Genomic DNA, 22,987 nt, shown 5'->3' on the forward strand with positions numbered 1-22,987 from the left:
GGATCAGTCCTGACTCCGCGACGGCGACTGTCGCGTCGGCAGCATCGGGCTCGGGTTTCCCTATGCAACCACCGACTCCGCACCGCGCTTTTCCGCGCTATGTGCCCGCGTCGCCGCCTGGATCGGGTGGTGCTATACAGCCGCGAGTGCCGTCACCAATCGGCAAATCAGACTGGGTACGCGATGCCGAGCGTTCGATGCTGTGCGGCAATGTCTTCGAGCTTCATGACAATCTCCCCTCTCAGCATTCTTGTCGTTCGGGTGTAGTCGAAGCCCTCGTGGGCAGCGTGATCCTTCAGGCTCAGTCGCCGATCGTCGAGAGCAGCGCGGATGAGCACAACCAGGTCGTGCTGGTATCGGGCTGCGAGCATCCTGTCATCGAGTTGGTTCAGAGCCGCAACGAGAAGATGCGGTTTCAGCCGCTTTCGCTGGACAGCTTCTTGCGCCTCAACAGGAACCCGCCAGACCACATCTTCGGATGTCCCGAAATGCTTCGACGGGGAACAGAAGGCACGCGGCTCATAGGCCTTTCCGGTCATTTCTGAAGTGTAGGTCTTCTGGACCTACCGAGTTGACACATGTCCATATGTCATGAACACCTCCACCTCGATTTCACGTACCCAACCAGCCATCGCACGTGACAGCGACGACGAATCCGGCTATTTTGACAACCACCTGTCTGCAGAGATCCAGACAATGATCACTACCTACCGACCCCGACACCTTTCTCCCGTCATCTGGAAAGCCGTCCGCGACTTCGTCGTCGCGAGCGTGGTCGATCGCGCCCCGACGACACCCCGAACTACACGGACCTTGCTGAACGCGACAGCGCAGTACGTCGCTTGGGCGTGGGAGACCGCCGGCTGGCCGTTGGACGAGACGATCTTCGACTCGCACAACATCGAACGGTTCCTGCGCACCGAGATGCTGAGGAAGGACAACTACTACCGGAATCGGGTACGAGTCGAACTGAACCGCTACGTGGTCGCGTATGGCGGCCAACCGGTTCCTATGCCGTCCTTCAGCCGTCAGGCCGAACATCTCCGGCCGTATTCAGCTGTTGAGCTTCGCACGTTCCGTACAGCCGCGCTCGGAATACCCACGCCGAAAGGACGACGCCGTAGCCTGACGATCCTGGCGCTGGCGGCCGGAGCTGGACTCTACGGACGCGAGATCGCGGATGCTCGAGTTGGGGACATCCTCGACGACGGCACAATCATCCGGGTACACGTCGCTGGCAACTCGCCTCGACTGGTGCCGGTGCGTGCTGAGTGGGTCAAGACGCTCCGAGACCTGGCCAGCAATCAAGATCCCGCGGACCGGGTCATCGGGACCGCGGGGAATGAGGCTGACCGCGCCCGCACCCGCGGGCTTGCGAAATACGAAACTGCTCGCACCCCCAGCCCGCAGCGCCTCCGCACCACATGGCTGGCAGCGCTCCTCAACGACGGTGTGCCTCTGAATGTCGCACATCAGCTGTCCGGCATCCGCCACCTGGAATCCTTCGCCCGCTACATCGGAGCCATGGCACCCGTGGATCCGGCGACCGTGGAAGAGCGCATCGTCGGGAAGGGGACCCGCCGATGACCGTCTTCGTCCCGCCCCGGATTGACAGAGCAGCTGCCGCCGAACTCGCCGAGCTCACAAAAGACCAAAGCATGCGCGAAGAAGTCGGTCACTTCACCAAGTTCAGCCTGAAGGACGTCAAACGAGCCGACCTCCAGATCAGAATGAGCGGGGTGCTCACCCAGCTGGACGAGTGGGTGGAGACGGACACCACAAAGACTGGGCCAGGCGGTGTTGACGCTTACATCACCGCACGCCACGTGATGATCGCGTTCCTCCTCCTCGCGAAGGAGACATCTCCTCTTCTTGTCGTAAATGCCCGCGATGTGCTCGCCTACCGGCTGCCGCTGAAGGCCCGACGGTACTTGGAGCTACCACCCGCACCGAAGCACCTCGACGATGAGCAGGCCGCCAAGAACTGGTACAACAACGTCTACAACGCCCTCCGCCGCATCCTTGCCCGAGTGGACCCTTACCCCACCTTCCAGCGCCGCGACTTCAAATGGCGAGCCGAACGCGAGAAGCTCATCGCGGAGTACGACCGAGACCTGTACCGAGTGAGGAAAGATCGCCTCGACTGGTTCAGCAATCAGCTTCTCGAAATGACTTGGCAAACTCTCAGCGCCGAAATCCGGAGCCGCCGCACCCGAACCGATATGACCGTCGACCAGACACCCGTCGCGTCGTACAGCCGGCGTGGCAAAGCGAAGCTGGACCCGAAGACGCAACGAGAACGCAAAGACACTCCGGTCATGGAACCGGAAACAAGCTGGTACCACATGAACGCTGCCTACCGCGGCACAGACAAGGGCCAGCGGAGCGATTTCATCAACGGATTCGCCGGAAACATGGGTGTTCTCTCCTCCTTCTTCGAGGAAGAGGGTGATCCGATCCCCCAGCTGATCATGACCTACAGCCTGAGCACACCCAACAAGAACGTCGACATCGAACTTGTTCGTTTGGCGCGGTCGATGCTGGACCGTAACCACGAGCCCGGAATCGTTGCCGCGGACCGCGATTACTGGGCACACAAGCGAATCGAGCGGCTGCACGTACCGATGCGAAAGATGGGTTGGCTACCGCTCACCGATTACCGATCGAACAACCTCGGCCCTCAGCAAGGAACCGACGCCGGTGAACTGAACCTGCTCGGCAGACACCTCTGCCCAGGAACCCCCTCTCATCTCGTCACTGTCGCGCAGGACGCCAAGAATAAGCGCATCACCGAGGCGACCTTCGACAAGCGAATTGGCGAGCTGCAGTCGTACTCCCTAAGAGTCAAAGAGTCCTTCCCCGACGGACGAGAGAAAAAGATGTGCCCCGCCCACGGACCCCAAGCAACCGTTGAGTGCGGGCTCCGGGAACGCATCGAAGATGCCAAGTACACCGATCCCGCCCAGCGGGAACGCATGAGAATCAAATCTGAAAAATGGAAACCCCGAGTTCGTCGAGCCGACGAGCCAGAAGATCCACCATCCGTCTGCACGCAAACCTCGGTCACGTTCAAACTCAAAGACGGTTTGAAGCTTGCCCAGCCGCTGCAATGGGGCACGAAAGAATGGCATAAGAGCTATAAGGCGACGCGCAACGCCTCAGAGGGATTCAACGCCTACGCAAAGGACCCTGGGTTCAGCAACTTGAAGGAATCAGGCGACCGCCGGATGCGAGGCATCGCCGCCCAACAGTTCCTGACCACCTTCCAACTTGTGGCAACGAACTTCCGAGTGATCATGGCGTTCATGAGGGCTGAGAAGGAACGCGCCAAGCACGCAGCAGCTGGCACCACCCCGGTGAAGCCCGAACGCAAGCGCGACAAGACAGGTCGCAGCACATATACGCGTCCCGGGTTCGGCTTGGTCGACCTGGTTCTCGAACCCGAGCCGGAAGACCCCATCGACGAGTTCGCCTCGCTCGAGGCAATCCCCGAATATGAAGACGGGCACGAGCACTCCGACGAAGACCACGATCAAGGGCCGCCGCCGAAGTAAACCGACGGCCACACCCTCAACACTCCTAGCAACGCCTCGAACGATACGACGCGCCTGAAAACAGGCTCGGCGGACGTTCGGGGCGTTTTTTCGTGCCCATAGACGAGGCGGACACTGGCGGGACAACCAAAATACGCTGAAACCCGCGCCAACAAAGGGAAAAGGCCCTCGCAAGCGAGGGCCTTAGAACGCCACCTTAGATGGGCCCGGTGGCGGTACCGGTGGGATTTGAACCCACGGTGGACTTTCACCCACACAACTTTTCGAGAGTTGCACCTTCGGCCGCTCGGACACGGTACCGAGATGGAGTTTAGTTGAGCACGGGCTTCTACGCGAATCGAGGCGGAGGAGGGGCGGCATCCGTTCGACCGGAGACCCGAGGCGACCGACCGGGTGGCGTAACCTCGGCAGCAGACGCCGATTCCCCAGACGGCGGTTCACCCCTGTCCGGCCTGCCAGCGCGGATGCCGTGAGCGAGCTGCACCGAACATGCGCATCGGCACCGGAAGACTGGACGCTCGACATGACCTCCCCCACCCCACCCCTCCTGCGCCTCGGCGTGATGGCCAGCTCACGCAAGCCCGACGAGAGGCGCCTGCCGCTGCATCCGTCGCACCTGGAGCGCATCGACGAGGACCTGCGTGCCGCGATGACGCTCGAGACCGGGTACGGCACGCGTTTCGGAATCACGGATGCGAGCCTCGCGCCCCTGGTCGGAGCCATCGCCTCCCGCGAGGAGATCATCGCCACGTCCGACGTCATCGTGCTGCCCAAGCCCGTGGCATCCGACCTCGCCGATCTTCGCGACGGGCAGACGCTCTGGGGTTGGCCGCACTGCGTGCAGGACCGCGAGATGACCCAGCTCGCCATCGACAAGGGCCTGACGCTCATAGCGTGGGAGGCGATGAACCATTGGAAGAGCGACGGGGGCTTCGGCCTGCACGTCTTCCACAAGAACAACGAGATCGCCGGCTACTGCTCGGTGCTGCACGCCCTGCAGCTGTGCGGATCGACCGGCGATTACGGCCGCCGCCTCAGCGCCGTGGTCATAGGCTTCGGGGCCACGGCCCGCGGCGCCGTCACAGTGCTGAACGCGCACGGCATCCATGATGTGCGCGTGCTGACCAACCGCGACACGGCCGCGGTCGGCTCCCCCATCCCCTCCGTCGACATCATCCAGTTCGAGCACGATCCGGAGGCTCCGTTCCAGAGCACCGTGAACACCGAGGACGGTCCCGTCGCGCTCGCGCCGTTCCTCGCCGCCCACGACATCGTGGTGAACTGCACCCTGCAGGATCCGAACGCTCCGCTCACCTACCTGCGCGAGGAGGACCTGGGCGGGTTCCGCCCGGGCAGCCTCATCGTCGACGTCTCCATCGACGCGGGAATGGGCTTCAGCTGGGCACGCCCCACGACCTTCGACGACCCGATGTTCACAGTCGGCGAGTCCACCAACTACTACGCCGTCGATCACAGCCCCTCCTTCCTGTGGAACTCGGCGACCTGGGAGATCAGCGAGGCCCTCATGCCGTTCCTGCGCACGGTCATGGAGGGCCCATCCTCGTGGGCCGAGTCCGACACCATCCGTCGGGCGACGGAGATCGAGGCTGGCCGCATCCGCAACGGCGCCATCCTCGAGTTCCAGGGTCGTTCGATCGAGTACCCCTACCTGCCGACGCACTGAGGCTCCCCCACAGGCGCCGTCATGGACCGATGCGACCGGCTCCCGGAGCGGCATCCGGCAGTGTCGTGAGTCCCGATTAGGCTCGCCCCATGGCCCGATCCACCAACGCGTACCGCTGCGTCGAATGCGGCTGGACCACGGCGAAATGGGCGGGCCGCTGCGGCGAGTGCCAGCAGTGGGGCACCGTGACGGATGCCGCCGAGCAGGCGGGCGGCAACGCCCGCGCCGTGAAGCCCGTGGCCGTGTCGGCCGCGCGCACAGCCCGCCCGATCACCGAGTTCACCGCCGAGATGGAGATCACCCGCTGGCCGAGCGGCATCGGCGAGTTCGATCGCGTTCTCGGCGGGGGCGTCGTTCCCGGAGCGGCCATCCTGCTGAGCGGGGAGCCCGGCGTCGGGAAGTCCACCCTGCTTCTCGAGGTCGCCGCGCGGGCGGCATCCACCGGCAAGAGGGTCCTCTACGTGAGCGCCGAGGAATCGGTCAGCCAGGTGCGGCTGCGCGCAGCCCGTACCGGAGCTCTCGTGCCTGATCTCTACCTCGCCTCCGAGACCGACCTCGGCACCATCCTCGGCCAGGTCGACGCCGTCGAGCCCCAACTGCTCATCGTCGACTCGGTGCAGACCGTGTCGAGCTCGCTCTCCGACGGCCTCGCCGGCCAGCCCGGTCAGGTGCGCGAGGTCGCTGCCGCGCTGGTGCGGCTGGCGAAGGAGCGCGAACTGCCGGTACTGCTCGTCGGTCACGTGACGAAGGACGGCTCGATCGCCGGCCCGCGCCTGCTCGAGCATCTCGTCGATGTCGTCTGCCACTTCGAGGGCGACCGCCAGACCGCGCTGCGCTTCGTGCGTGCGCTCAAGAACCGCTTCGGCCCCACCGACGAGGTGGGCTGCTTCGAGATGACCGGCGACGGCATCGCCGAGGTGCCAGACCCCAGCGGCTTGTTCCTCAGCCGCGGATCGACGAACGTCAGCGGCACCTGCGTCACAGTCGCCCTCGAGGGTCGACGAGCGCTCCCCGTCGAGGTGCAGGCCCTCGTCGTGAAGGCCACAGGACCGCAGCCGCGGCGCGTCATGAACGGCGTCGACCCGTCGCGTGTGGCCATGATCCTCGCCGTGCTCGAGCGTCGCGCCGGCCTCAAGGGCGTCGGCGAGCACGACGTCTACATCTCCACGGTCGGCGGCGTACGGCTGACCGAGCCCGGAGCCGACCTCGCCATCGCCGTGGCCATAGCCTCAGCCCTGAGCGAGCGGCCGGTGCCCCATGAGCTCACGGCCTTCGGCGAGATCAGCCTCGCCGGCGAGGTGAGGCCTGTGTCCGCTGCCGCTCAACGTGCATCCGAGGCACGTCGTCTCGGCTTCACCCATGTGCTCGATGCCGAGGTGGGCAGCGTGCACGCCGCCCTCGATCGGTTGCGTCTCGCCGGACCCTCTGCGACGGATGCCTCGGACGCCCGTGCGGCCGAGCGGCGGGCTGCGCAACGCGACGAGTGGGAACGCGAGTTCAGCGAGTCCTTCTAGGACCGCATCCGAACGCCGACGTGTCGCCCTCGGCGCCCCTAGGCCTCGAGGTCGAGGGCGCGCAGGATCTCGGCCGGTGTCGCCTGCATCGGATGCGGGCCCGCGATGTCGAGGAAGACGCTCGTGATGAGCTCGGCGTTGGCACCGAGGAACGCACGCAGCCAGGTGGGTGACTGCAGGCCGACGGCCGGCGGCAGGTTCGCCGGCTTGTTCGCCGCATCGCTGAACAGCAGCAGCGCCACTTCGCCGGTCTCCGGTGAGCGGTAGGTCCAGACCTCGCCACCATCGAGGGGGTTGTCGCGTGGCCCCACCCTCATGAGCGGCACGACGGTGTTGCCGTTCCTCAGCGCGAGGGCGACAGCGGCCATGTCCTGTTGCGCGAGCGCCTCGGCGAGCGCCTGCGAGCGGAACGTCGTCGCGTCGAGGTTGGCGCTCTTCGCCGACTTCTTCGACTTCTTGGGGGATGCTGAGGGCATGATTCCAGCGTATCGCCGCGCGCCGAACGCGGCACCGAGGGAACCGCGGGCGCCTAGTTGAGCAGGAACTGCGTGGGGTCGCTGGTCACGTCGCCGACGGTCACCGTCAGCTTGTACGAGGCACCGCCGGCTGGAACCGTCTCACGGTCGCCGTCGCAGCTGTCGGCCGACGAGCGCGTGCGGTCCCACGTCAGCGGCGCCGCCGATCCGATGGGAACGTTCGGCTTCAGGGTGACGTCGGCATCCACGGCATCCTTCTGGCAATCCGTCGACAACCAGTACACCTCGTCACCGCTCGTGATGGTGAACACCTGCTGCGAACTGCCGGCGTTCACGACGCACGCCTTCGGGCCCGTGTTCGTGATGCTGAGCGAGAGCTTCGGTTGCTGGTCGGCGGCGTAGGCATCGAGATCGGTGATCGCCGTGAGCTCGAGGTCCTTCGACTTGCAGGCCGCGCCCTTCGCGTCGACGGCGTCGGTCGGGATCGCGGTGGGATCGGCTGTCGGCTTCTCGGAACTCGTGACGGCGGGGGCTGGAGCCTTCTGGTCGTTCGGCTCACCCGAGCTGGAACCCGGGCGCACCACGATCAGGATGATGGCGACGATGACGGCGATCAGGCCGAGACCGACAGTGAGACGCCGGCGCCAGTACACCTTGCTTGACTGGGGGCCGACTGGATGCTTGAGCGTCGACATACCGACAGGGTAGGCACCTGCACCCCCACCGAGGGGGAGGCGCCACGGCGAGCCGCCACCCGGGTGGGAACGTGCAGGAACGGCATCCGTCTCAGGTCGACGGATGCAGCAGGCCCGCCGTCAGCGCAGCTGCTTGAGCATGCGGGTGTTGCCGAGGGTGTTCGGCTTCACCCGCGCGAGGTCGAGGAACTCGGCGACGCCGTCGTCACGTGAACGCACCAGCTCGGCGTAGACGGCGGGATCGACGGTCTCCGTCCCCATGTCCTCGAAGCCATGCCGCTCGAAGAACGGCACCTCGAAGGTGAGGCAGAACAGGCGCGAGAGCCCGAGCTCGCGGGCGTCGCCCTCGAGGACGTCGAGGATGGCATGACCAACACCCCGACGCAGCCACTCCGGGGCCGCGGCCAGCGTGCGCACCTCGCCCAGGTCCTCCCACATCACGTGCAGGGCGCCGCAGCCGATGACCTCGCCGTCCTCGCCCTCAGCGATCCTGAACTCCTGCACGGATTCGTAGAGCACCACGCGCTCCTTGCCGAGCAGGATGCCGCTCTGCACCAGCGGTTCGACGAGCGCGGCGATGGCGGGGATGTCACTCGTGCGGGCACGGCGCACGCGGAAGTCGGTCACCCGTCCACCCTAACGACGAGCTGCTGCCGCCGTGTGAAGGCGAACCCGCCGCCGTGTGAAGGCATGACGCCCGAGGGGGCGGTGATCACGCGGAATCAGGTTCGCGGATGCCTTCATACGGCGGGACCGCCGCAGCAGAACAGTCGCAGCGCGCCGCGCCGCGCGCGGGCGGGCGAGCGCGGGCTCGGCGCGGCGCACTTAAGTGAGGAGGGGCCGGGCGACCCGAACGCCCGACCCCTCGTTGATGATGTTCCTAGTCCGCGGTGATCGCCAGGTCGGGGGTGACCCCGCCCGTGCCGAGCGTGGCACCGGCGTTGATGCCGACGCCCGCCGGGACCTCGCGACGCGTGGTGGTGAACACGAACTCGCCGGCAATGAAGTCGACGTGCACGTGGTCGCCCGAACCGAGCTCGCCGTGCAGGATCTTCTCCGACAGGCGGTCCTCGACCTCGTGCTGCACGGCGCGGCGCAGCGGGCGGGCACCGAGGGCCGGGTCGAAGCCGACCTCGATGAGACGCTCCTTGGCGGGAACGGTGAGCTCGACCGTCATGTCACGGTCCAGCATCCGCTCGCTCAGTCGCTTCACGAACAGGTCGACGATCTGCAGCAGCTCGGCCTTGTTCAACTGCGGGAAGACGATGATCTCGTCGACACGGTTGAGGAACTCGGGCTTGAAGTGCTTCTTGAGCTCGTCGTTGACCTTGCCGCGCATGCGGTCGTAGTCGGTGGCGCTGTCGCCCTCGAGGAGGAATCCGACGGGGCCGCCGGAGATGTCCTTCGTGCCGAGGTTGGTCGTCATGATGATGACGGTGTTCTTGAAGTCGACGACGCGACCCTGGCCATCCGTCAGGCGTCCCTCCTCCAGGATCTGGAGCAGCGAGTTGAAGATGTCGGGGTGGGCCTTCTCGATCTCATCGAAGAGCACCACGCTGAACGGCTTGCGGCGCACCTTCTCGGTGAGCTGGCCGCCCTCCTCGAATCCGACGAATCCGGGAGGGGCACCGAACAGGCGCGAGACCGTGTGCTTCTCGCCGTACTCGCTCATGTCGAGCGAGATCATGGCGGCCTCGTCATCGAACAGGAACTCGGCGAGAGCCTTCGCGAGCTCGGTCTTTCCGACACCGGTGGGGCCGGCGAAGATGAACGAGCCGGATGGACGCTTCGGGTCCTTGAGGCCGGCGCGGGTGCGTCGGATGGTCTTGGCGAGGGCCGCGATGGCCTCCTCCTGGCCGATGACCCGCTGGTGCAGCGCCTTCTCCATGAAGACGAGTCGGCTGGACTCCTCTTCGGTGAGCTTGAACACGGGGATGCCGGTCGCCTGCGCGAGCACCTCGGCGATCAGGCCCTCGTCGACCACGGCGGTGGTCTTGACGTCGCCGGACTTCCACTGCTTCTCGAGGCGCAGACGCTCACCGAGGAGGTTCTTCTCCTCGTCACGGAGCGACGCGGCCTTCTCGAAGTCCTGGTCCTCGATGGCGGTCTCCTTGGCGGCACGCACCACGGCGATCTTCTCGTCGAACTCGCGCAGCTCGGGCGGGCTCGACAGGATCGAGAGGCGCAGGCGTGCGCCGGCCTCGTCGATCAGGTCGATCGCCTTGTCCGGCAGGAACCTGTCGGAGACGTAACGGTCGGCGAGGTTCGCGGCCGACACGATGGCGCCATCGGTGATCGAGACCTTGTGGAACGCCTCGTACTTGTCGCGGAGTCCCTTGAGGATGTTGATCGTGTGGGGCAACGACGGCTCAGCCACCTGGATGGGCTGGAAGCGACGCTCGAGAGCGGCATCCTTCTCGAAGTGCTTGCGGTACTCGTCGAGCGTGGTGGCACCGATCGTCTGCAGCTCTCCGCGGGCGAGCAGGGGCTTCAGGATGCTGGCGGCGTCGATCGCGCCCTCCGCAGCACCGGCACCGACGAGGGTGTGGATCTCGTCGATGAAGACGATGATGTCGCCGCGGGTGCGGATCTCCTTGGTGACCTTCTTCAGGCGCTCCTCGAAGTCACCGCGGTAGCGGCTGCCGGCGATGAGCGAGCCGAGGTCGAGCGAGTAGAGCTGCTTGTCCTTCAGCGTCTCGGGGACATCGCCCTTGACGATGGCCTGGGCGAGTCCCTCGACGACGGCGGTCTTGCCGACACCGGGCTCACCGATCAGAACGGGGTTGTTCTTGGAGCGGCGCGACAGGATCTGCATCACGCGCTCGATCTCCTTCTCGCGCCCGATCACGGGGTCGAGCTTTCCGTCGCGCGCTGCCTGCGTGAGGTTGCGGCCGAACTGGTCGAGGATCTGCGAGCCGCCCTGCGCCTGCTGCTGCTCGTTGGCACCGACCTGCACCTGCTCCTTGCCCTGGTACCCGGAGAGGAGCTGGATGACCTGCTGGCGCACGCGGTTGAGGTCGGCGCCGAGCTTCACGAGCACCTGGGCTGCGACGCCCTCGCCCTCGCGGATGAGGCCGAGCAGGATGTGCTCGGTACCGATGTAGTTGTGGCCGAGCTGAAGGGCCTCGCGAAGGCTGAGCTCCAGCACCTTCTTGGCGCGCGGCGTGAACGGGATGTGACCGGTCGGCTGCTGCTGGCCCTGCCCGATGATGTCCTGCACCTGCTCGCGCACGGCGTCGAGCGAGATGCCGAGCGACTCGAGTGCCTTCGCAGCGACGCCCTCACCCTCGTGGATCAGGCCGAGCAGGATGTGCTCGGTACCGATGTAGTTGTGGTTGAGCATCTTGGCCTCTTCCTGGGCCAAAACGACGACGCGACGAGCTCGGTCGGTGAATCTCTCGAACATCTCTACTCCCCTCGATGCCGCGCAGGGATGCGGCTCTCGATATAAGAGAGAGTAGCCAGCGATCAGCGCTGAAATGACGGTGTTCGCCCTCGGCGCACGACTCTGACGACTGGCTGAGAGCCCGCTCGAGCGCTGCGGCCCGCGATCACTGTGACCCGCGGTCGTGGCACCGTCAGCGCATGGCCGGGAGCGTGATGCTCTGATCGTCGACGAGGATGCTGACATCCGAGGTGGTCGTCACATCCGACGGCGTGGCGAAGACCGTGGTGTGCGGTGCGTAGTCGGCCGTGCACGCCTTGTCGGGAGCTATCGGCACCAACTCGACGACGAGCGAGTTCGAGGACCGCACCCGCATCGACTCGCCGACGGGCGGGCATCCGGAGCTGCCATACAGGGTCAGCGCGATCTGGTCGCCGTGATCCAGCCAGGAGGCGAAGGGCTCGAGGTCTGCCCCACCGGGTGCCCGGACCCCTTTCGGACCACCCGCGTAGTCGTCGATCGGCTTGCCGCTCTGCGCCTGGGCACTGCAGCCGAAGAGCACCAGAGCAGTCGCCGCGACGAGTGCGACGGATGCCGCCGACCGCACGGCCTTCCGCGGTCTGATCATGGCGCCAGCCTACGCCGAGCGGTCGAGCGCGCGGAAGGCGCTCGCAATAGGATTCCCCCATGAGCAACCTGGAGAAGCACCCGGACGAGCTCATCCTCGATGAGCCGGCGGATGCGACAGCCTCGCCCGTGCCGACCGGCGTGCAGGTCCTCGAGGCGCGCGAGGTGCCGCTCGGCGGGCCGCGCGCCATGAAGGTGCACCGCACCCTCCCCCAGCGTGGCCGCCCCACGATCGGCGCCTGGTGCTTCGCCGACCACTACGGGCCCGGCGACTCCGACAGCATGGTGGTGCCGCCGCATCCGCACACCGGACTCCAGACCGCGAGCTGGCTGTTCGGCGGTGAGATCGAGCACCGCGACAGCGCGGGGACCCTCGGCCGCATCCACCCCGGTCAGCTCAACCTGATGACCGCCGGCCGCGGAATCTCGCACTCCGAGGTCTCGTTCGGCGACGCCACGACCCTGCATGGCGTGCAGCTCTGGATCGTGCTCCCCGACGATGCGCGCCATGTCGAGCCGTTCTTCGAGCGTCACACTGCGGTTCGCACGACGGTGGCGGATGCCGCCCTTCAGGTGTTCGCGGGGTCCATGGCCGGTGCCTCGACCCCGGCTTCGGTCTTCACGCCCCTTCTCGGTGCCCAGCTCGACCTGCCGCCCCACGGACGAGCGGAGCTCCCCCTCGACTCCGCCTTCGAGCACGGCCTCCTCGTCGATGTCGGTCCCCTCACCGTCGACGGCACCGAGGTGGCGCGCACCGAGCTCGCCTACCTGCCGCCGGGCGCCGACTCCGTGGTCGTGAGCGCCGGCGAGGCTGGCGCCCGCGCGCTGCTGCTCGGCGGGGAGCCCTTCGGTGAGACCTTCATCATGTGGTGGAACTTCATCGGACGCAGTCACGACGAGATCGCCCAGTTCCGGAGTGACTGGCAGAGCGACGCCATCACCCATTCCGACCCCGGAGGGCGATTCGGTCTCGTCGACTACGACGGCCGGGCACTGCCCGCTCCCGAGATGCCGACGGTGCGGCTCAAGCCCAGGTCCTGACCGCTCGCGGGCGGCCGAGATCCCCAGCCGATGGCCCTACTGCAGCGCGCTCGTGAGTCGCGCGAGGTTGTCGAGCACTGTCGAGCGGAGCGGCTGCTTCAGCCAGTCCTCGAGCGTGAGCTCCTTGCTGGCCGCCCGGTAGTCGTCCTCGACGGCACGCATCTCCTGGACGAAGGTCTTGCCGCGCACCATCAGCGAGACCTCCATGTTGAGGCCGAATGAGCGCATGTCCATGTTGCTCGAGCCGATCACCGCGACGTCGTCGTCGATGGTGAAGTGCTTGGCGTGCAGGATGTACGGCGCCTTGTACATGAAGATGCGCACGCCGTTGCGGAGCAGAGCCTCGTAGTAGGAGCGCTGGGCGTGCCAGACCAGGGCCTGGTCGCCGATCTCCGAGACGAACAGGTCGACCGCGATGCCTCGCTGCACGGCGGTGGTGATGGCGTAGAGCATCGCCTCGTCCGGCACGAAGTAGGGGCTCGTGATGACGATGCGCTCCTGCGCGTTGTAGAGCAGGGCGAGGAAGAGGCGCAGGTTGTTCTCGCCGGCGAAGCCCGGACCGCTCGGCACGACCTGGCACTCGAGCAGGCGCGGGTCGTCGATGGACTCGAGGGTCTCGACCTCCTTCTCGAGGAGTTCGTCGGACTCGATGAACCAGTCGGTGATGAAGATGAGGTTCAACGCGTCGACGATGGGGCCGTCGACGCGGGCGACGAGTTCCTGCCACTTGAGGCCGCGCTTGATGTTCGACTTCTTGTTGTAGGTGCGGTCGATCAGGTTCTGCGACCCCACGAACGCCGTGCGGCCGTCGACCACGAGGATCTTGCGGTGGTTGCGCAGGTCGAGGCGCTGGTTGTTGCCCTTGAGAGGCTGCACCGGCAGCATGAGGTACCACTGCGCCCCCATGGCGGTGAGGCGCTTGAGCGTCGACTTGTAGTCGCGGGTGTGGGACGACGCCCAGTGGTCGAGCAGCACGCGCACCTTCACGCCGCGCTTCACCGCGGCCTCGAGAGCGTCGAAGAAGGCGACGGTGGTCTGGTCGCACGAGAGGATGTAGAACTCGACGTGCACGTACTTGCGTGCTGTCTCCACCTCCGCCGTCATGGCGTCGATCGAGCCCTGGTAACTGGCGATGAGGTGCGCGGAGTTGCCGTCGACCATGGGCATGGCGCTGAGGTTCGAGTTCAGCTCGACGACCGACGCGAACCAGGCCGGCCACTGCTCGTTGGCCTGACGCCCTTCGGGCACATCCGTGTTCGCCCGGATGAAGGCGTCCATCTCCTTCTGCTTGGCACGCCGCTTTCGAGGCAGCTTGGGATTGCCGATCAGCAGGAACAGCAGTACGCCGATGTACGGGATGAAGAACACGGCCAGCAACCACGCCGTCGCGGCCGTCGGGCGGCGGTTGCGCGGAATGATGATGATCGCCGCGATGCGGATCGACCAATCGACGAGGAGGAGGAGTACGACTACAAGGAGCGACAGGTCCGTCGTCGACATGCGTGCTTAGACCGCGGGCTTGTCGCGGGTGGGCGCATCCAGTCCGAGCTTGGCGCGCTCCTCGGCCTCGATCTCGCTGTAGACCTTGCGCTCGGTGCGATCCGCGCGCAGCAGCGCGCGCATGATGAACCAGAAGGTGCCGCCGACGAGCACGGTCGGTGTGATCGACCAGAGTGCGTTGACCCAGAAGTTGTCCATAGCCCTGCCATTCTACGGCCACGGATGCCGCCCCGCGGCCGGGCGGCCCACCCGCGGCGCCCTGAGCCGCCGGGGCCTACTTGCTGACGATGCCGATGATCCCCGACACGATCATGTAGACGGCGAACCCTCCCACGGCGAGCCAGATGGCCAGGCGCGCATTGGAGACGGGCTTCTTGCCGCCGTCGTCGGGTTCGAGCTCGCTCTTCGGAAGGTAGTCGTTCACAGTTTCACCAGGGGGAACAGGATCGTCTCGCGGATGCCGAGGCCGGACAGTGCCATGAGCAGACGATCGATGCCCATGCCCATGCCGCCGGTCGGAGGCATGCCGAATTCGAGGGCGCGGAGGAACTCCTCGTCGAGGCGCATGGCCTCGGGGTCGCCGCCGGCCGCGAGCTTCGCCTGCTCCACGAAGCGCTCACGCTGCACGACGGGGTCGACGAGCTCCGAGTAGCCCGTGGCCAACTCGAAGCCGCGGATGTAGAGGTCCCACTTCTCCACGACGCCGGCGCGGGAGCGGTGGGCGCGCACGAGCGGCGAGGTGTCGAGCGGGAAGTCCATGACGAAGGTCGGCCGCACCAGGTCGCCCTTGACGAAGTGCTCCCAGAGCTCCTCGACGTACTTGCCGTGCAGCGGATGGTCGACCTCGACGCCCTCGGCGGCGGCGATCGCACGCAGCTCTTCGATGGGCGTCTCCGGCGTGATCTCGCGGCCGACCGCCTCGGAGAGGCTGCCGTACATCGAGATGCGGTCCCATTCTCCGCCCAGGTCGTACTCGGTGCCGTCGGCCCAGGTCACCACGTGCGATCCGGACACCGCGACGGCGGCATCCTGGATCAGCTTCTGGGTGAGGTCGGCGATCGAGTTGTAGTCGCCGTAGGCCTGGTAGGCCTCGAGCATCGCGAACTCGGGCGAGTGCGTCGAGTCGGCGCCCTCGTTGCGGAAGTTGCGGTTGATCTCGAAGACCCGGTCGATGCCCCCGACCACGGCGCGCTTCAGGTACAGCTCGGGGGCGATGCGCAGGAACAGCTCGGTGTCGAAGGCGTTCGAGTGCGTCACGAACGGGCGAGCGGATGCACCACCGTGCATGACCTGCAGCATCGGCGTCTCGACCTCGATGAAGTCGAGGTCGTCGAAGGTGCGGCGGAGGCTGGCCACGGTCTTGGCCCGGTTGACGACGTTGGCGCGGGCCTGGTCGCGGGAGATCAGGTCGAGGTAGCGACTGCGCACCCGGTTCTCCTCGGAGAGCTCGTTGTGCAGGTTCGGCAGCGGCAGGATCGCCTTGGCGGCGACGGTCCACTCGCGCACCATGATCGAGAGTTCGCCTCGACGGCTGGTGATGACCTCGCCCGCGACGAACAGGTGGTCGCCGAGGTCGACGAGTTCCTTCCACGCCACGAGGCTCTCCTCGCCCACCTCGCCGAGCGAGACCATGGCCTGGATACGCGATCCGTCGCCGGACTGAAGCGCGGCGAAGCAGAGTTTGCCGGTGTTGCGCAGGTGCACGACGCGTCCGGCGACGCCGACGATGTCACCGGTGGCGACATCGGCCTCGAGTCCGGCGTGGCGCGCACGCACAGCGGGGATGGTGTCGGTGACGGGGACGCTCACGGGGTAGGCGCCGCCTGCGGCATCCGTCGCCTCGGCGATCAGTCGCTCGCGCTTGGCCAGTCGCACGGCCTTCTGTTCCGAGATCTCCTCGGCTGTCGGCTCGTCGTGCGTGGTCTGGTCGTCGGCCATGAATGTCTCCGTGGGTGCGGGCCGCGGCCCGCGTCAGTTCAGGGTGATGGTGGTGTTGTCGATGAGTCTGGTCTCCCCGACGAGTGCGGCGACGAGAACCGTCGCCGTGCCGCGGAAATCGTCGTCCACCGGAAGGAAGGTCGCCGGATCGACGACGACGAGATAGTCCAGTTTAACGGCGTCGTGGTCGCCGAATGCCCCAGCTCCCTCGGCGAGCACCTCGGCGACACCCTCGAAGGCCGTGTTCTCGGCCGTGCGCAGCGCCTCGGAGAGCGTGGTGGCCGCCAGCCGCTCCGCATCCGAGAGGAAGCGGTTGCGGCTCGAGAGGGCGAGTCCGTCGAGCTCGCGCACGGTGTCGACGACCTCGATCGTGGTCGCGATGTCGAGGTCGGTCACCATCTGCTGCACCAGGAACGCCTGCTGAGCGTCCTTGCGACCGAAGACGGCGACGTCGGGCCGGGTGATGCCGAGCAGCTTGGCGACGACTGTGAGCATGCCGTCGAAGTGGCCGGGGCGGGCGGCTCCCTCGTACAGCGCGCCGACGCGGCCGGCCACGACGCGGGTCTGGGTGCTGCCGGAGGGATACATCTCGTCGACCGAGGGTGCGAAGACCGTGACGTCGTCGAATTCGGCGAGCGCGGCGACGTCGGCGTCGAGGGTGCGCGGGTAGCGGTCGAGGTCTTCGCCTGCCCCGAACTGCAGGGGATTGACGAAGATCGAGACTATGACCGTCTCGCCGAGCTCACGCGCCCGACGGACGAGCGAGAGATGGCCTGCGTGCAGGGCGCCCATCGTCGGAACCAGCACGATGCCGTGACCTGATGCACGGGCATCGCGAACCAGTTCCCGCACGGCGGCGATCGACGAGATCACCGCGACGGGCGGTGCGACGGGGGTCGGGGGGTTCATCACTCACTCCTCGAACGCGGGAGGGTTGTCGAACCCGCCTCCGGTGTCGGCCAGCAGATCGGCCACATCGATGGTACTCGCGCCGCTGCGGGCCAGCGCCGCCTCGACCGAGGATCGCACCAGTGGTGCGATGAAGGTACCGGCGTTCTCGATGCCGATTCCGCGCAGGAGGCCGGCGGCCTGGTCGACGATGGCGCTCGAGAACGAGACGGCGGTCTCGACCGCCTCTGCGTACGCCGCACGGTCGGCCTCGGCGACGATGTGCGGCTCTCCGCCCATCTCGACCACCAGCGCCTGCCCGATCGGCAGTACGGGCGCCGGAGCCGTCACGGCGAACCAGGCCTCCCCCAGCCTGGAGATGTCGAGGCTGGTGCCGGTGAACGTCATGGCCGGATGCACGGCGAGCGGGATCGCCCCACGTTGCAGCGCCGGCGCGAGGACGTCGGTGCCGTAGCGCGCCGCCGTGTGCAGCACCAGTTGCCCGGGCTGCCAGGCGCCGGTCGCGGCGAGTCCCGCAACGAGGGCGGGGAGCTCATCGGCCGGGACGGCGAGGATCACGAGCTCGCTGCGCTCGACCACCTCGGGAACACTCAACACGGGCACACCGGGAAGCATCGCATCCGCTCGCTCCAGGCTCGCGTCCGAGACCGCGGAGATCCCGACGAGGGCGTGCCCGGCGCCCGCGAGGGCGGCCCCGAGGACAGGGCCGACGCGTCCGGCTCCGACGATGCCGACGCCGAGGCGCCCGGCTCGGTTCGCGGGGGAGGTCGGGCTCATGGGGCACTCCAGTGATGACTCGTGTCGGATGCGGCGAAGGCGACGGCGGCGGATCCGGCCTCGGCGAAGAGGCGTTCGGCGGTTGCCGCTGCGGCCACGTCGAGCGAGGCCACGACCGGGCCGGCCACGGTCTGCACCTGCACGGCCGCGAGCCGCAGCGAACGCTGCAGCGGACCCTGCGAGAGCGAGACGCTCTGCACGCGGGCGAACGGCACGATCGCCAGATGGCGCGACACGAGTCCGTGCCGCAGCAGCAGCACGCCCGCCGCCGACCTGAAGCCGGTACGCCGCCACGAGAGCGGGCGCAACCAGACGGCCTGACGCGGTGCACCCGTGAAGCCGTCATCGTCCCGTCCGCGCGACAGCAGTCCGCTGCGGATCAGGGCATCTGCGTCGTCCCCGATGAAGGCGGGGAGCATGAGGCCGAGCACCCGGCCCACGTCGACCGCGGTGCCGACGGGGAGCACTGTGGTGTGGTCCCGGTTCTGGCTGTCGCTGCGGGCCCGGCTCGCGGTGTTGACCTGGATGCGCCACCAGCCGAACGGCCGCCAGAGCAACGGCTGGCTCACGCCGATGGCGTGGATGCGGCCGGGCGGCAGGGTCTCGTTGTTCGTGGAGAGAAGGCCGTAGCCCACGCGCACGCCGTCCGGCGTGCCGGCGATGCTGTAGCGCAGCATGCGGGTGATGCGGCCCCAGTAGAAGCTCACGCCGCCGATGGCGATGGGGAGCACGGCGAACACGGGCCAGAGCGCCCCGTTCGCGAAGCCGACGATGAGTGCAACGGCCGCCGCGACGAGGAAGACCGAATAGCCGCTGAGCAGCACGGATCCGACCAGCCGAATGACGGGGATGCGCACGACGGACTCCGGCGGTGCCGCATCCGGGTCGAGCTCGGGGGCGAGGAACTCGTTCACGCGCTGGTTGAGGATGCTGGAGGCGACGGATGCCGGGGCAACGGCGGCTGCCGGCGCCTCCCCGATCACCGGCGCGTCGGCGGTTCCGACCGCGGCTTCGCTGCCGGTGTCTCTGGCCGCCCGCAGGCCCGACGCGAGCTGGAGGATCTCGCGGCGCAGCGCGTCGGCAGAGGCCGACCCCAGGTAGGCGAGCTGGACGTTGCCGTCGTTCCCAGCCACGGCCACGTCGAGCTTGGCCGCCCCGAAGATGCGCGGCAGCAGGGAGCGCGTGATGGTCACGCCCTGCACCCTGTCGAGCCGGGCCCTGCGGTGGGTGCGGAAGAGCAGGCCGCTGCGCACCTCGACCAGGTCGTCCGTGACGCGGAAGCTGTGCATGCGCCACGAGACGTAGAAGACGGCGATGATCGCCACGAGCACGGCGAGCACTCCCAGCAGCACCCAGCCGACGAGACCACGGGTGTAGATGTCGTCGAGGGGATCATCGCCGTAGCTCGGCAGGTGGAAGAAGAACTCCGCCAACCGCTCGCGCAGGTTGCTGATCACGATGCCGGCGATGGCGACGAACACGATGCCGCCGCGCAGCAACGGCGACGCCGGGTGCAGACGGTGCCACTCGCCGTCGGTGAGGTTCACAGTCCGGCCCGGCGGCTCTCGGCCAGTGTCACGAGCTGGTCGCGCAACTCCTCGGCATCGGCTTCGGGCAGCCCGGGGATGGCGACGCCCGTGGTGGCCGCGGCCGTCACGAAACGCAGGTCGGCGAGGCCGAGGGCGCGCGAGACAGGTCCACGGGTGATGTCGACGAGCTGCATCCGGCCGTAGGGAACGGCCACGAAGCGCTGGAACATGATGCCGCGGCGGAAGACCAGGTCGTCGGCGCGCAGTGCGTAGCCGATGGAACGCACCCGTCGCGGCTCGATGGCGATGGCGATGATGAAGGCGGCGGCGAGGACCGGGAGCGCCCAGCCCGCCCACGTCCAGCCGACGAGAAGCCACAGCACGACGGCGGCGCCGCAGACGATCACGGCCGAGATGACCCGGCCCACGATGGCCACAACGAGGAACTTCGGTGAGACGCGCTTCCACTCGACGTCGGGAAGATCGATACGGGCGTCGGATGCCGCAGGCTCGGGAGCGGTAGATCCTGCCGTCGCAGCGACCTCGTCGTCACGATCCGTCTCAGGCATGCGCTCCCACTTCCTCGTCGGAGTCATCATTGCTCGGCGGGATCGTGCAGAAGAACTCGGCCACGAGGCCGGCGGCCAGCAGGATCGCAGCGGCGGCCGCGGCGGCGACAGTCATCCAGACCGAGCCCAGTCCGGGGATGGCCGTGCGCGTGAGCAGGTAGACCAGCACCCCGATGCCGCCGCCGAGCAGCAGCGCTCCGGACAGGGAGGTCGCCTTGGCCAGAGCCGCGACGCGCATGGCGCGGAAGGGGTCGATGCGAGCCTTCGATCGTCCGGTGACAGCACGCCGGATGGGCACGGCGAAGGCTATGACCACTGCCGCTATCGCCACCAGCGCGATCGGAAGCGACAGCGGCGGCACGAAGACCGCGCGCCCAGTCGCCGCCGTGCCGAGCTCCACGAGGTAGCCGATCACCAGGCCGACGAGCGCGAGGGCGATCAGGGTGGTCGGATGGGTGCGGGTCATCGTGTCGCCCATCCAGATGATGCCGGCCAGACGGCGACGGCGTCGGCCGCTGGCAGGGCTGCGAGCAGCACGTCGATGCGACCGGCGCCGGGAAGCTCGGCATCCGGTTCGAGCTCCAGCCACGGTGCGAGCACGAAGGCCCGCTCGGCGGCCCGCGGATGCGGCAGCGTCAGGGTCTCGTCGTCCGAGGTGGAGTCGCCGAAGGTGATGATGTCGATGTCGAGGGTGCGGTCGCCCCAGCGTTCGTCGCGGGTGCGGCCGTGGGCGGCCTCGATGGCGTTGACGGCGTGCAGGAGCGCTGCGGCGTCGAGAGTGGTTGCGATGGTCACGACGGCATTGAGGTAGCGCGGAGCCCGGTCGTCGGTGCCGGTGAGCTTGACGGCCGTCGACTCGACGAGCTTCGAGGCCGCCGTCAGACGGATGCCGTCGGTGTCGGCGATCTCCGCGATGGCGGTGGCGATCTGTTCGGCGCGGTCCCCCAGATTGCTGCCGAGGGCGAGCACGGAGCCCGTCTCCCCCGGTGCGACGCTCACGCGCGGCCCCGCACGATCGTGACGGCCACGTCGTCGAAGCGCTCGGGGATCGGTGCGTGCGGCTTGTGCACGGTCACCCGCACCTCGTGCGCCGCAGGATGCGCCAGCACTGTCGTCGCTATGCGCTCGGCCAGGGTCTCGATGAGGTCGACCGGATCGCGGCGCACGGCGTCGGCGATCTCGACGGCGAGCTCGCCGTAGTGGATGGTCTGCGCGAGTTCGTCGGTCGCAGCCGCGCCAGACACGTCGAGCCAGACCGTCGTGTCGATCACGAACTCCTGGCCGTCCCTGCGCTCATGGTCGAACACGCCGTGATGAGCGTCGATGCGCAGTCCGGTGATGCTGATGCTGTCGAGCGTCTTATCCACGCTCTCCACCTTGCCATGCGCGCACGACGTCGAGCGCGCGGCGCGTGCCGGCGACGTCGTGGACGCGCACGCCCCACACCCCGGCGCGGGCACTCAGGGCGCTCACGACGGCGGTGGGGAGATCGCGTTCCGCGACGGGCGCATCAGCCGGGAGGAGCGCGCCGAGGAACCGCTTGCGCGAGGCGCCGACGAGAATCGGATGCCCGAGGGTCGCGAGCGATTCGAGGTTGCCGAGCAGTTGCCAGTCGTGCTCCGCCCGCTTGGCGAATCCGAGTCCCGGATCGAGGATGATGCGGTCGGAGCTGATGCCTGCGGCCAGCAGCGCCTCCACCCGTTCGGCGAGCTCGGACCTCACGTCGGCGACGACATCGCCGTAGCGGGCCAGTTCGTTCATGTGCTTGGAGTGCCCGCGCCAGTGCATGGCGACGTAGTGCACGTCGAGGCCGGCCACGGCCGCGGCCATGTCGGGATCGGCGAGCCCGCCTGAGACGTCGTTCACCACGGCGGCGCCGGCCGCGACAGCCTCCACGGCGGTCGACGAGTTCATGGTGTCGACGCTGACGGCGATGCCGGCCGCGCTGAGAGCGGCGATCACGGGGATGACCCGGCGTTGCTCGGCGATCGGATCGACACGTTCGGCGCCCGGCCTGGTCGACTCGCCGCCGACGTCGATCAGGTCGGCGCCCTCGGCGACCAGTGCTGTCGCGTGGGCGATGGCGGCATCCGTGTCGATCCAGAGTCCACCGTCGCTGAACGAGTCCGGAGTGACGTTGAGGACGCCCAGGATGACGGTGTCGACGACGGATGCCGTCGTCTCAGCCACGGGTCGTCTCGCCGATGAGCGCCATGAGCTCGGCGCGGGCGACGGGGTCGGTCAGCTCGCCGCGGCTGGCGACCGTCACGGTGGAGCTGCCTGCCTGGCGCGAGCCCCGTGCCACGACGCAGCGGTGGACGGCGTCCATCACGACGAGCACGCCGCGTGCGGCGAGCCCGGACTGGAGCGCATCCGCGATCTCCTCGGTCAGGCGCTCCTGGAGCTGCGGACGGGTCGAGAGGGTCTCGACGACGTCGGCGAGCTTGCCGAGGCCGACCACGCGGTCGCCGGGAAGGTAGGCGACGTGCACGATGCCGACGAACGGCAGCAGGTGGTGCTCGCAGATGGACCTGAAGTCGATGCCGCGCACGATGACGGCGTCGCTGGTCTGCGGCAGGCCGTCATCGCTGGAGCCGAGGGGAACCGAATCCTGCAGGTGCGAGACGGGGTCGACCTCGAGCCCGCCGAAGAACTCCGCATAGGAGTCAGCGACGCGCTTCGGGGTCTTCACCAGTCCCGGTCGCGATGGGTCCTCGCCGATCGCGAGCAGCAGCTCGGTCACAGCGGCTTCGATGCGCGGCCGATCGACGCCCGTCACGTCGGAGCCC

General features: G+C 67.6%; 24 protein-coding genes and 1 tRNA gene. 5 read left to right on the forward strand and 20 right to left on the reverse strand.

Going from position 1 to position 22,987, the window contains the following annotated elements:
- Positions 1-167: 167 nt before the first annotated feature.
- The gene (locus ASF30_RS22820; RefSeq protein WP_157497421.1) at positions 168-539 is read right to left on the reverse strand and encodes a hypothetical protein; all 372 of its coding nucleotides are present in this window, start codon (positions 537-539) and stop codon (positions 168-170) included.
- A gap of 52 nt (positions 540-591) precedes the next feature.
- Between ASF30_RS22820 and ASF30_RS14135 the strand changes: the two genes are divergently transcribed.
- On the forward strand, positions 592-1,587 hold the full coding sequence (locus ASF30_RS14135; RefSeq protein WP_082467824.1) for a tyrosine-type recombinase/integrase: 996 nt from the start codon (positions 592-594) through the stop codon (positions 1,585-1,587).
- Positions 1,584-3,554, forward strand: coding sequence for a hypothetical protein (locus ASF30_RS14140; protein WP_055907825.1), 1,971 nt, complete (start codon positions 1,584-1,586; stop codon positions 3,552-3,554). Before ASF30_RS14135 ends, ASF30_RS14140 begins: the two co-directional genes overlap by 4 nt.
- Before the next feature lie 210 nt (positions 3,555-3,764).
- Here ASF30_RS14140 and ASF30_RS14145 read toward each other — a convergent pair.
- Positions 3,765-3,854: transfer RNA gene (locus ASF30_RS14145), tRNA-Ser, on the reverse strand.
- A 223-nt stretch (positions 3,855-4,077) separates the two neighbouring features.
- Between ASF30_RS14145 and ASF30_RS14150 the strand changes: the two genes are divergently transcribed.
- Together ASF30_RS14150 and radA are read left to right on the forward strand one after the other, a co-directional pair.
- On the forward strand, positions 4,078-5,238 hold the full coding sequence (locus tag ASF30_RS14150; RefSeq protein WP_055908749.1) for a N(5)-(carboxyethyl)ornithine synthase: 1,161 nt from the start codon (positions 4,078-4,080) through the stop codon (positions 5,236-5,238).
- Positions 5,239-5,327: 89 nt separating this feature from the next.
- Positions 5,328-6,752 carry a DNA repair protein RadA gene (gene radA, locus ASF30_RS14155; protein WP_055907828.1) on the forward strand — a complete coding sequence of 475 codons (1,425 nt, stop codon included), beginning with the start codon at positions 5,328-5,330 and terminating at the stop codon, positions 6,750-6,752.
- 38 nt (positions 6,753-6,790) lie between these two features.
- Here radA and ASF30_RS14160 read toward each other — a convergent pair whose 3' ends face one another.
- From ASF30_RS14160 to ASF30_RS14180, 5 genes are all read right to left on the reverse strand, one after another.
- Positions 6,791-7,228 (reverse strand): hypothetical protein, encoded by a 438-nt coding sequence (locus ASF30_RS14160; protein ID WP_055907830.1) that lies wholly within the window; start codon positions 7,226-7,228, stop codon positions 6,791-6,793.
- 53 nt (positions 7,229-7,281) lie between these two features.
- Positions 7,282-7,923, reverse strand: coding sequence for a hypothetical protein (locus ASF30_RS14165; RefSeq protein ID WP_055907834.1), 642 nt, complete (start codon positions 7,921-7,923; stop codon positions 7,282-7,284).
- Positions 7,924-8,043: 120 nt separating this feature from the next.
- Positions 8,044-8,550 carry an amino-acid N-acetyltransferase gene (locus ASF30_RS14170; RefSeq protein WP_055907837.1) on the reverse strand — a complete coding sequence of 169 codons (507 nt, stop codon included), beginning with the start codon at positions 8,548-8,550 and terminating at the stop codon, positions 8,044-8,046.
- A gap of 253 nt (positions 8,551-8,803) precedes the next feature.
- Positions 8,804-11,329: an ATP-dependent Clp protease ATP-binding subunit gene (locus ASF30_RS14175; RefSeq protein WP_055907842.1), complete on the reverse strand. Its 2,526-nt coding sequence runs from the start codon at positions 11,327-11,329 to the stop codon at positions 8,804-8,806.
- 172 nt (positions 11,330-11,501) lie between these two features.
- Entirely contained in the window at positions 11,502-11,936 is a 435-nt protein-coding gene (locus ASF30_RS14180) for a hypothetical protein (RefSeq protein WP_055907846.1), read from the reverse strand.
- A gap of 59 nt (positions 11,937-11,995) precedes the next feature.
- Here ASF30_RS14180 and ASF30_RS14185 point away from each other — a divergent pair, with 59 nt between their 5' ends.
- Complete coding sequence (locus ASF30_RS14185) at positions 11,996-12,976, forward strand: pirin family protein (RefSeq protein ID WP_055907849.1); 981 nt, start codon at positions 11,996-11,998, stop codon at positions 12,974-12,976.
- 36 nt (positions 12,977-13,012) lie between these two features.
- Here ASF30_RS14185 and cls read toward each other — a convergent pair whose 3' ends face one another.
- The 13 genes from cls to folE all read right to left on the reverse strand — a co-directional run bounded on the left by cls (position 13,013) and on the right by folE (position 22,977).
- Positions 13,013-14,476, reverse strand: coding sequence for a cardiolipin synthase (gene cls, locus ASF30_RS14190; RefSeq protein ID WP_055907852.1), 1,464 nt, complete (start codon positions 14,474-14,476; stop codon positions 13,013-13,015).
- 6 nt (positions 14,477-14,482) lie between these two features.
- Positions 14,483-14,674, reverse strand: a complete 192-nt coding sequence (locus ASF30_RS14195; protein WP_055907856.1) for a hypothetical protein — start codon at positions 14,672-14,674, stop codon at positions 14,483-14,485.
- Between the two features lie 76 nt (positions 14,675-14,750).
- Positions 14,751-14,900, reverse strand: coding sequence for a hypothetical protein (locus ASF30_RS23210; RefSeq protein ID WP_183060662.1), 150 nt, complete (start codon positions 14,898-14,900; stop codon positions 14,751-14,753).
- Entirely contained in the window at positions 14,897-16,414 is a 1,518-nt protein-coding gene (gene lysS, locus ASF30_RS14200) for a lysine--tRNA ligase (RefSeq protein WP_055907858.1), read from the reverse strand. The genes ASF30_RS23210 and lysS overlap by 4 nt, the downstream gene beginning before the upstream one ends.
- Before the next feature lie 33 nt (positions 16,415-16,447).
- On the reverse strand, positions 16,448-17,323 hold the full coding sequence (gene panC / locus ASF30_RS14205; RefSeq protein ID WP_055907861.1) for a pantoate--beta-alanine ligase: 876 nt from the start codon (positions 17,321-17,323) through the stop codon (positions 16,448-16,450).
- Positions 17,324-17,326: 3 nt separating this feature from the next.
- The gene (locus tag ASF30_RS14210; RefSeq protein ID WP_055907864.1) at positions 17,327-18,100 is read right to left on the reverse strand and encodes a Rossmann-like and DUF2520 domain-containing protein; all 774 of its coding nucleotides are present in this window, start codon (positions 18,098-18,100) and stop codon (positions 17,327-17,329) included.
- The gene (locus ASF30_RS14215; protein WP_055907866.1) at positions 18,097-19,647 is read right to left on the reverse strand and encodes a PH domain-containing protein; all 1,551 of its coding nucleotides are present in this window, start codon (positions 19,645-19,647) and stop codon (positions 18,097-18,099) included. The genes ASF30_RS14210 and ASF30_RS14215 overlap by 4 nt, the downstream gene beginning before the upstream one ends.
- Positions 19,644-20,198: a PH domain-containing protein gene (locus tag ASF30_RS14220; RefSeq protein WP_082467825.1), complete on the reverse strand. Its 555-nt coding sequence runs from the start codon at positions 20,196-20,198 to the stop codon at positions 19,644-19,646. Before ASF30_RS14220 ends, ASF30_RS14215 begins: the two co-directional genes overlap by 4 nt.
- Entirely contained in the window at positions 20,191-20,664 is a 474-nt protein-coding gene (locus ASF30_RS14225) for a DUF3180 family protein (protein ID WP_055907870.1), read from the reverse strand. The genes ASF30_RS14220 and ASF30_RS14225 overlap by 8 nt, the downstream gene beginning before the upstream one ends.
- Positions 20,661-21,197, reverse strand: a complete 537-nt coding sequence (gene folK / locus ASF30_RS14230) for a 2-amino-4-hydroxy-6-hydroxymethyldihydropteridine diphosphokinase (RefSeq protein WP_055907875.1) — start codon at positions 21,195-21,197, stop codon at positions 20,661-20,663. The genes ASF30_RS14225 and folK overlap by 4 nt, the downstream gene beginning before the upstream one ends.
- The gene (gene folB, locus ASF30_RS14235; protein ID WP_157497423.1) at positions 21,194-21,565 is read right to left on the reverse strand and encodes a dihydroneopterin aldolase; all 372 of its coding nucleotides are present in this window, start codon (positions 21,563-21,565) and stop codon (positions 21,194-21,196) included. The genes folK and folB overlap by 4 nt, the downstream gene beginning before the upstream one ends.
- The gene (folP, locus tag ASF30_RS14240) at positions 21,558-22,388 is read right to left on the reverse strand and encodes a dihydropteroate synthase (protein WP_055907881.1); all 831 of its coding nucleotides are present in this window, start codon (positions 22,386-22,388) and stop codon (positions 21,558-21,560) included. The genes folB and folP overlap by 8 nt, the downstream gene beginning before the upstream one ends.
- The gene (gene folE / locus ASF30_RS14245; protein ID WP_055907883.1) at positions 22,381-22,977 is read right to left on the reverse strand and encodes a GTP cyclohydrolase I; all 597 of its coding nucleotides are present in this window, start codon (positions 22,975-22,977) and stop codon (positions 22,381-22,383) included. The genes folP and folE overlap by 8 nt, the downstream gene beginning before the upstream one ends.
- Positions 22,978-22,987: the final 10 nt, after the last annotated feature.

The organism is Leifsonia sp. Leaf264, assembly GCF_001422325.1.
GTDB lineage: Bacteria > Actinomycetota > Actinomycetes > Actinomycetales > Microbacteriaceae > Orlajensenia.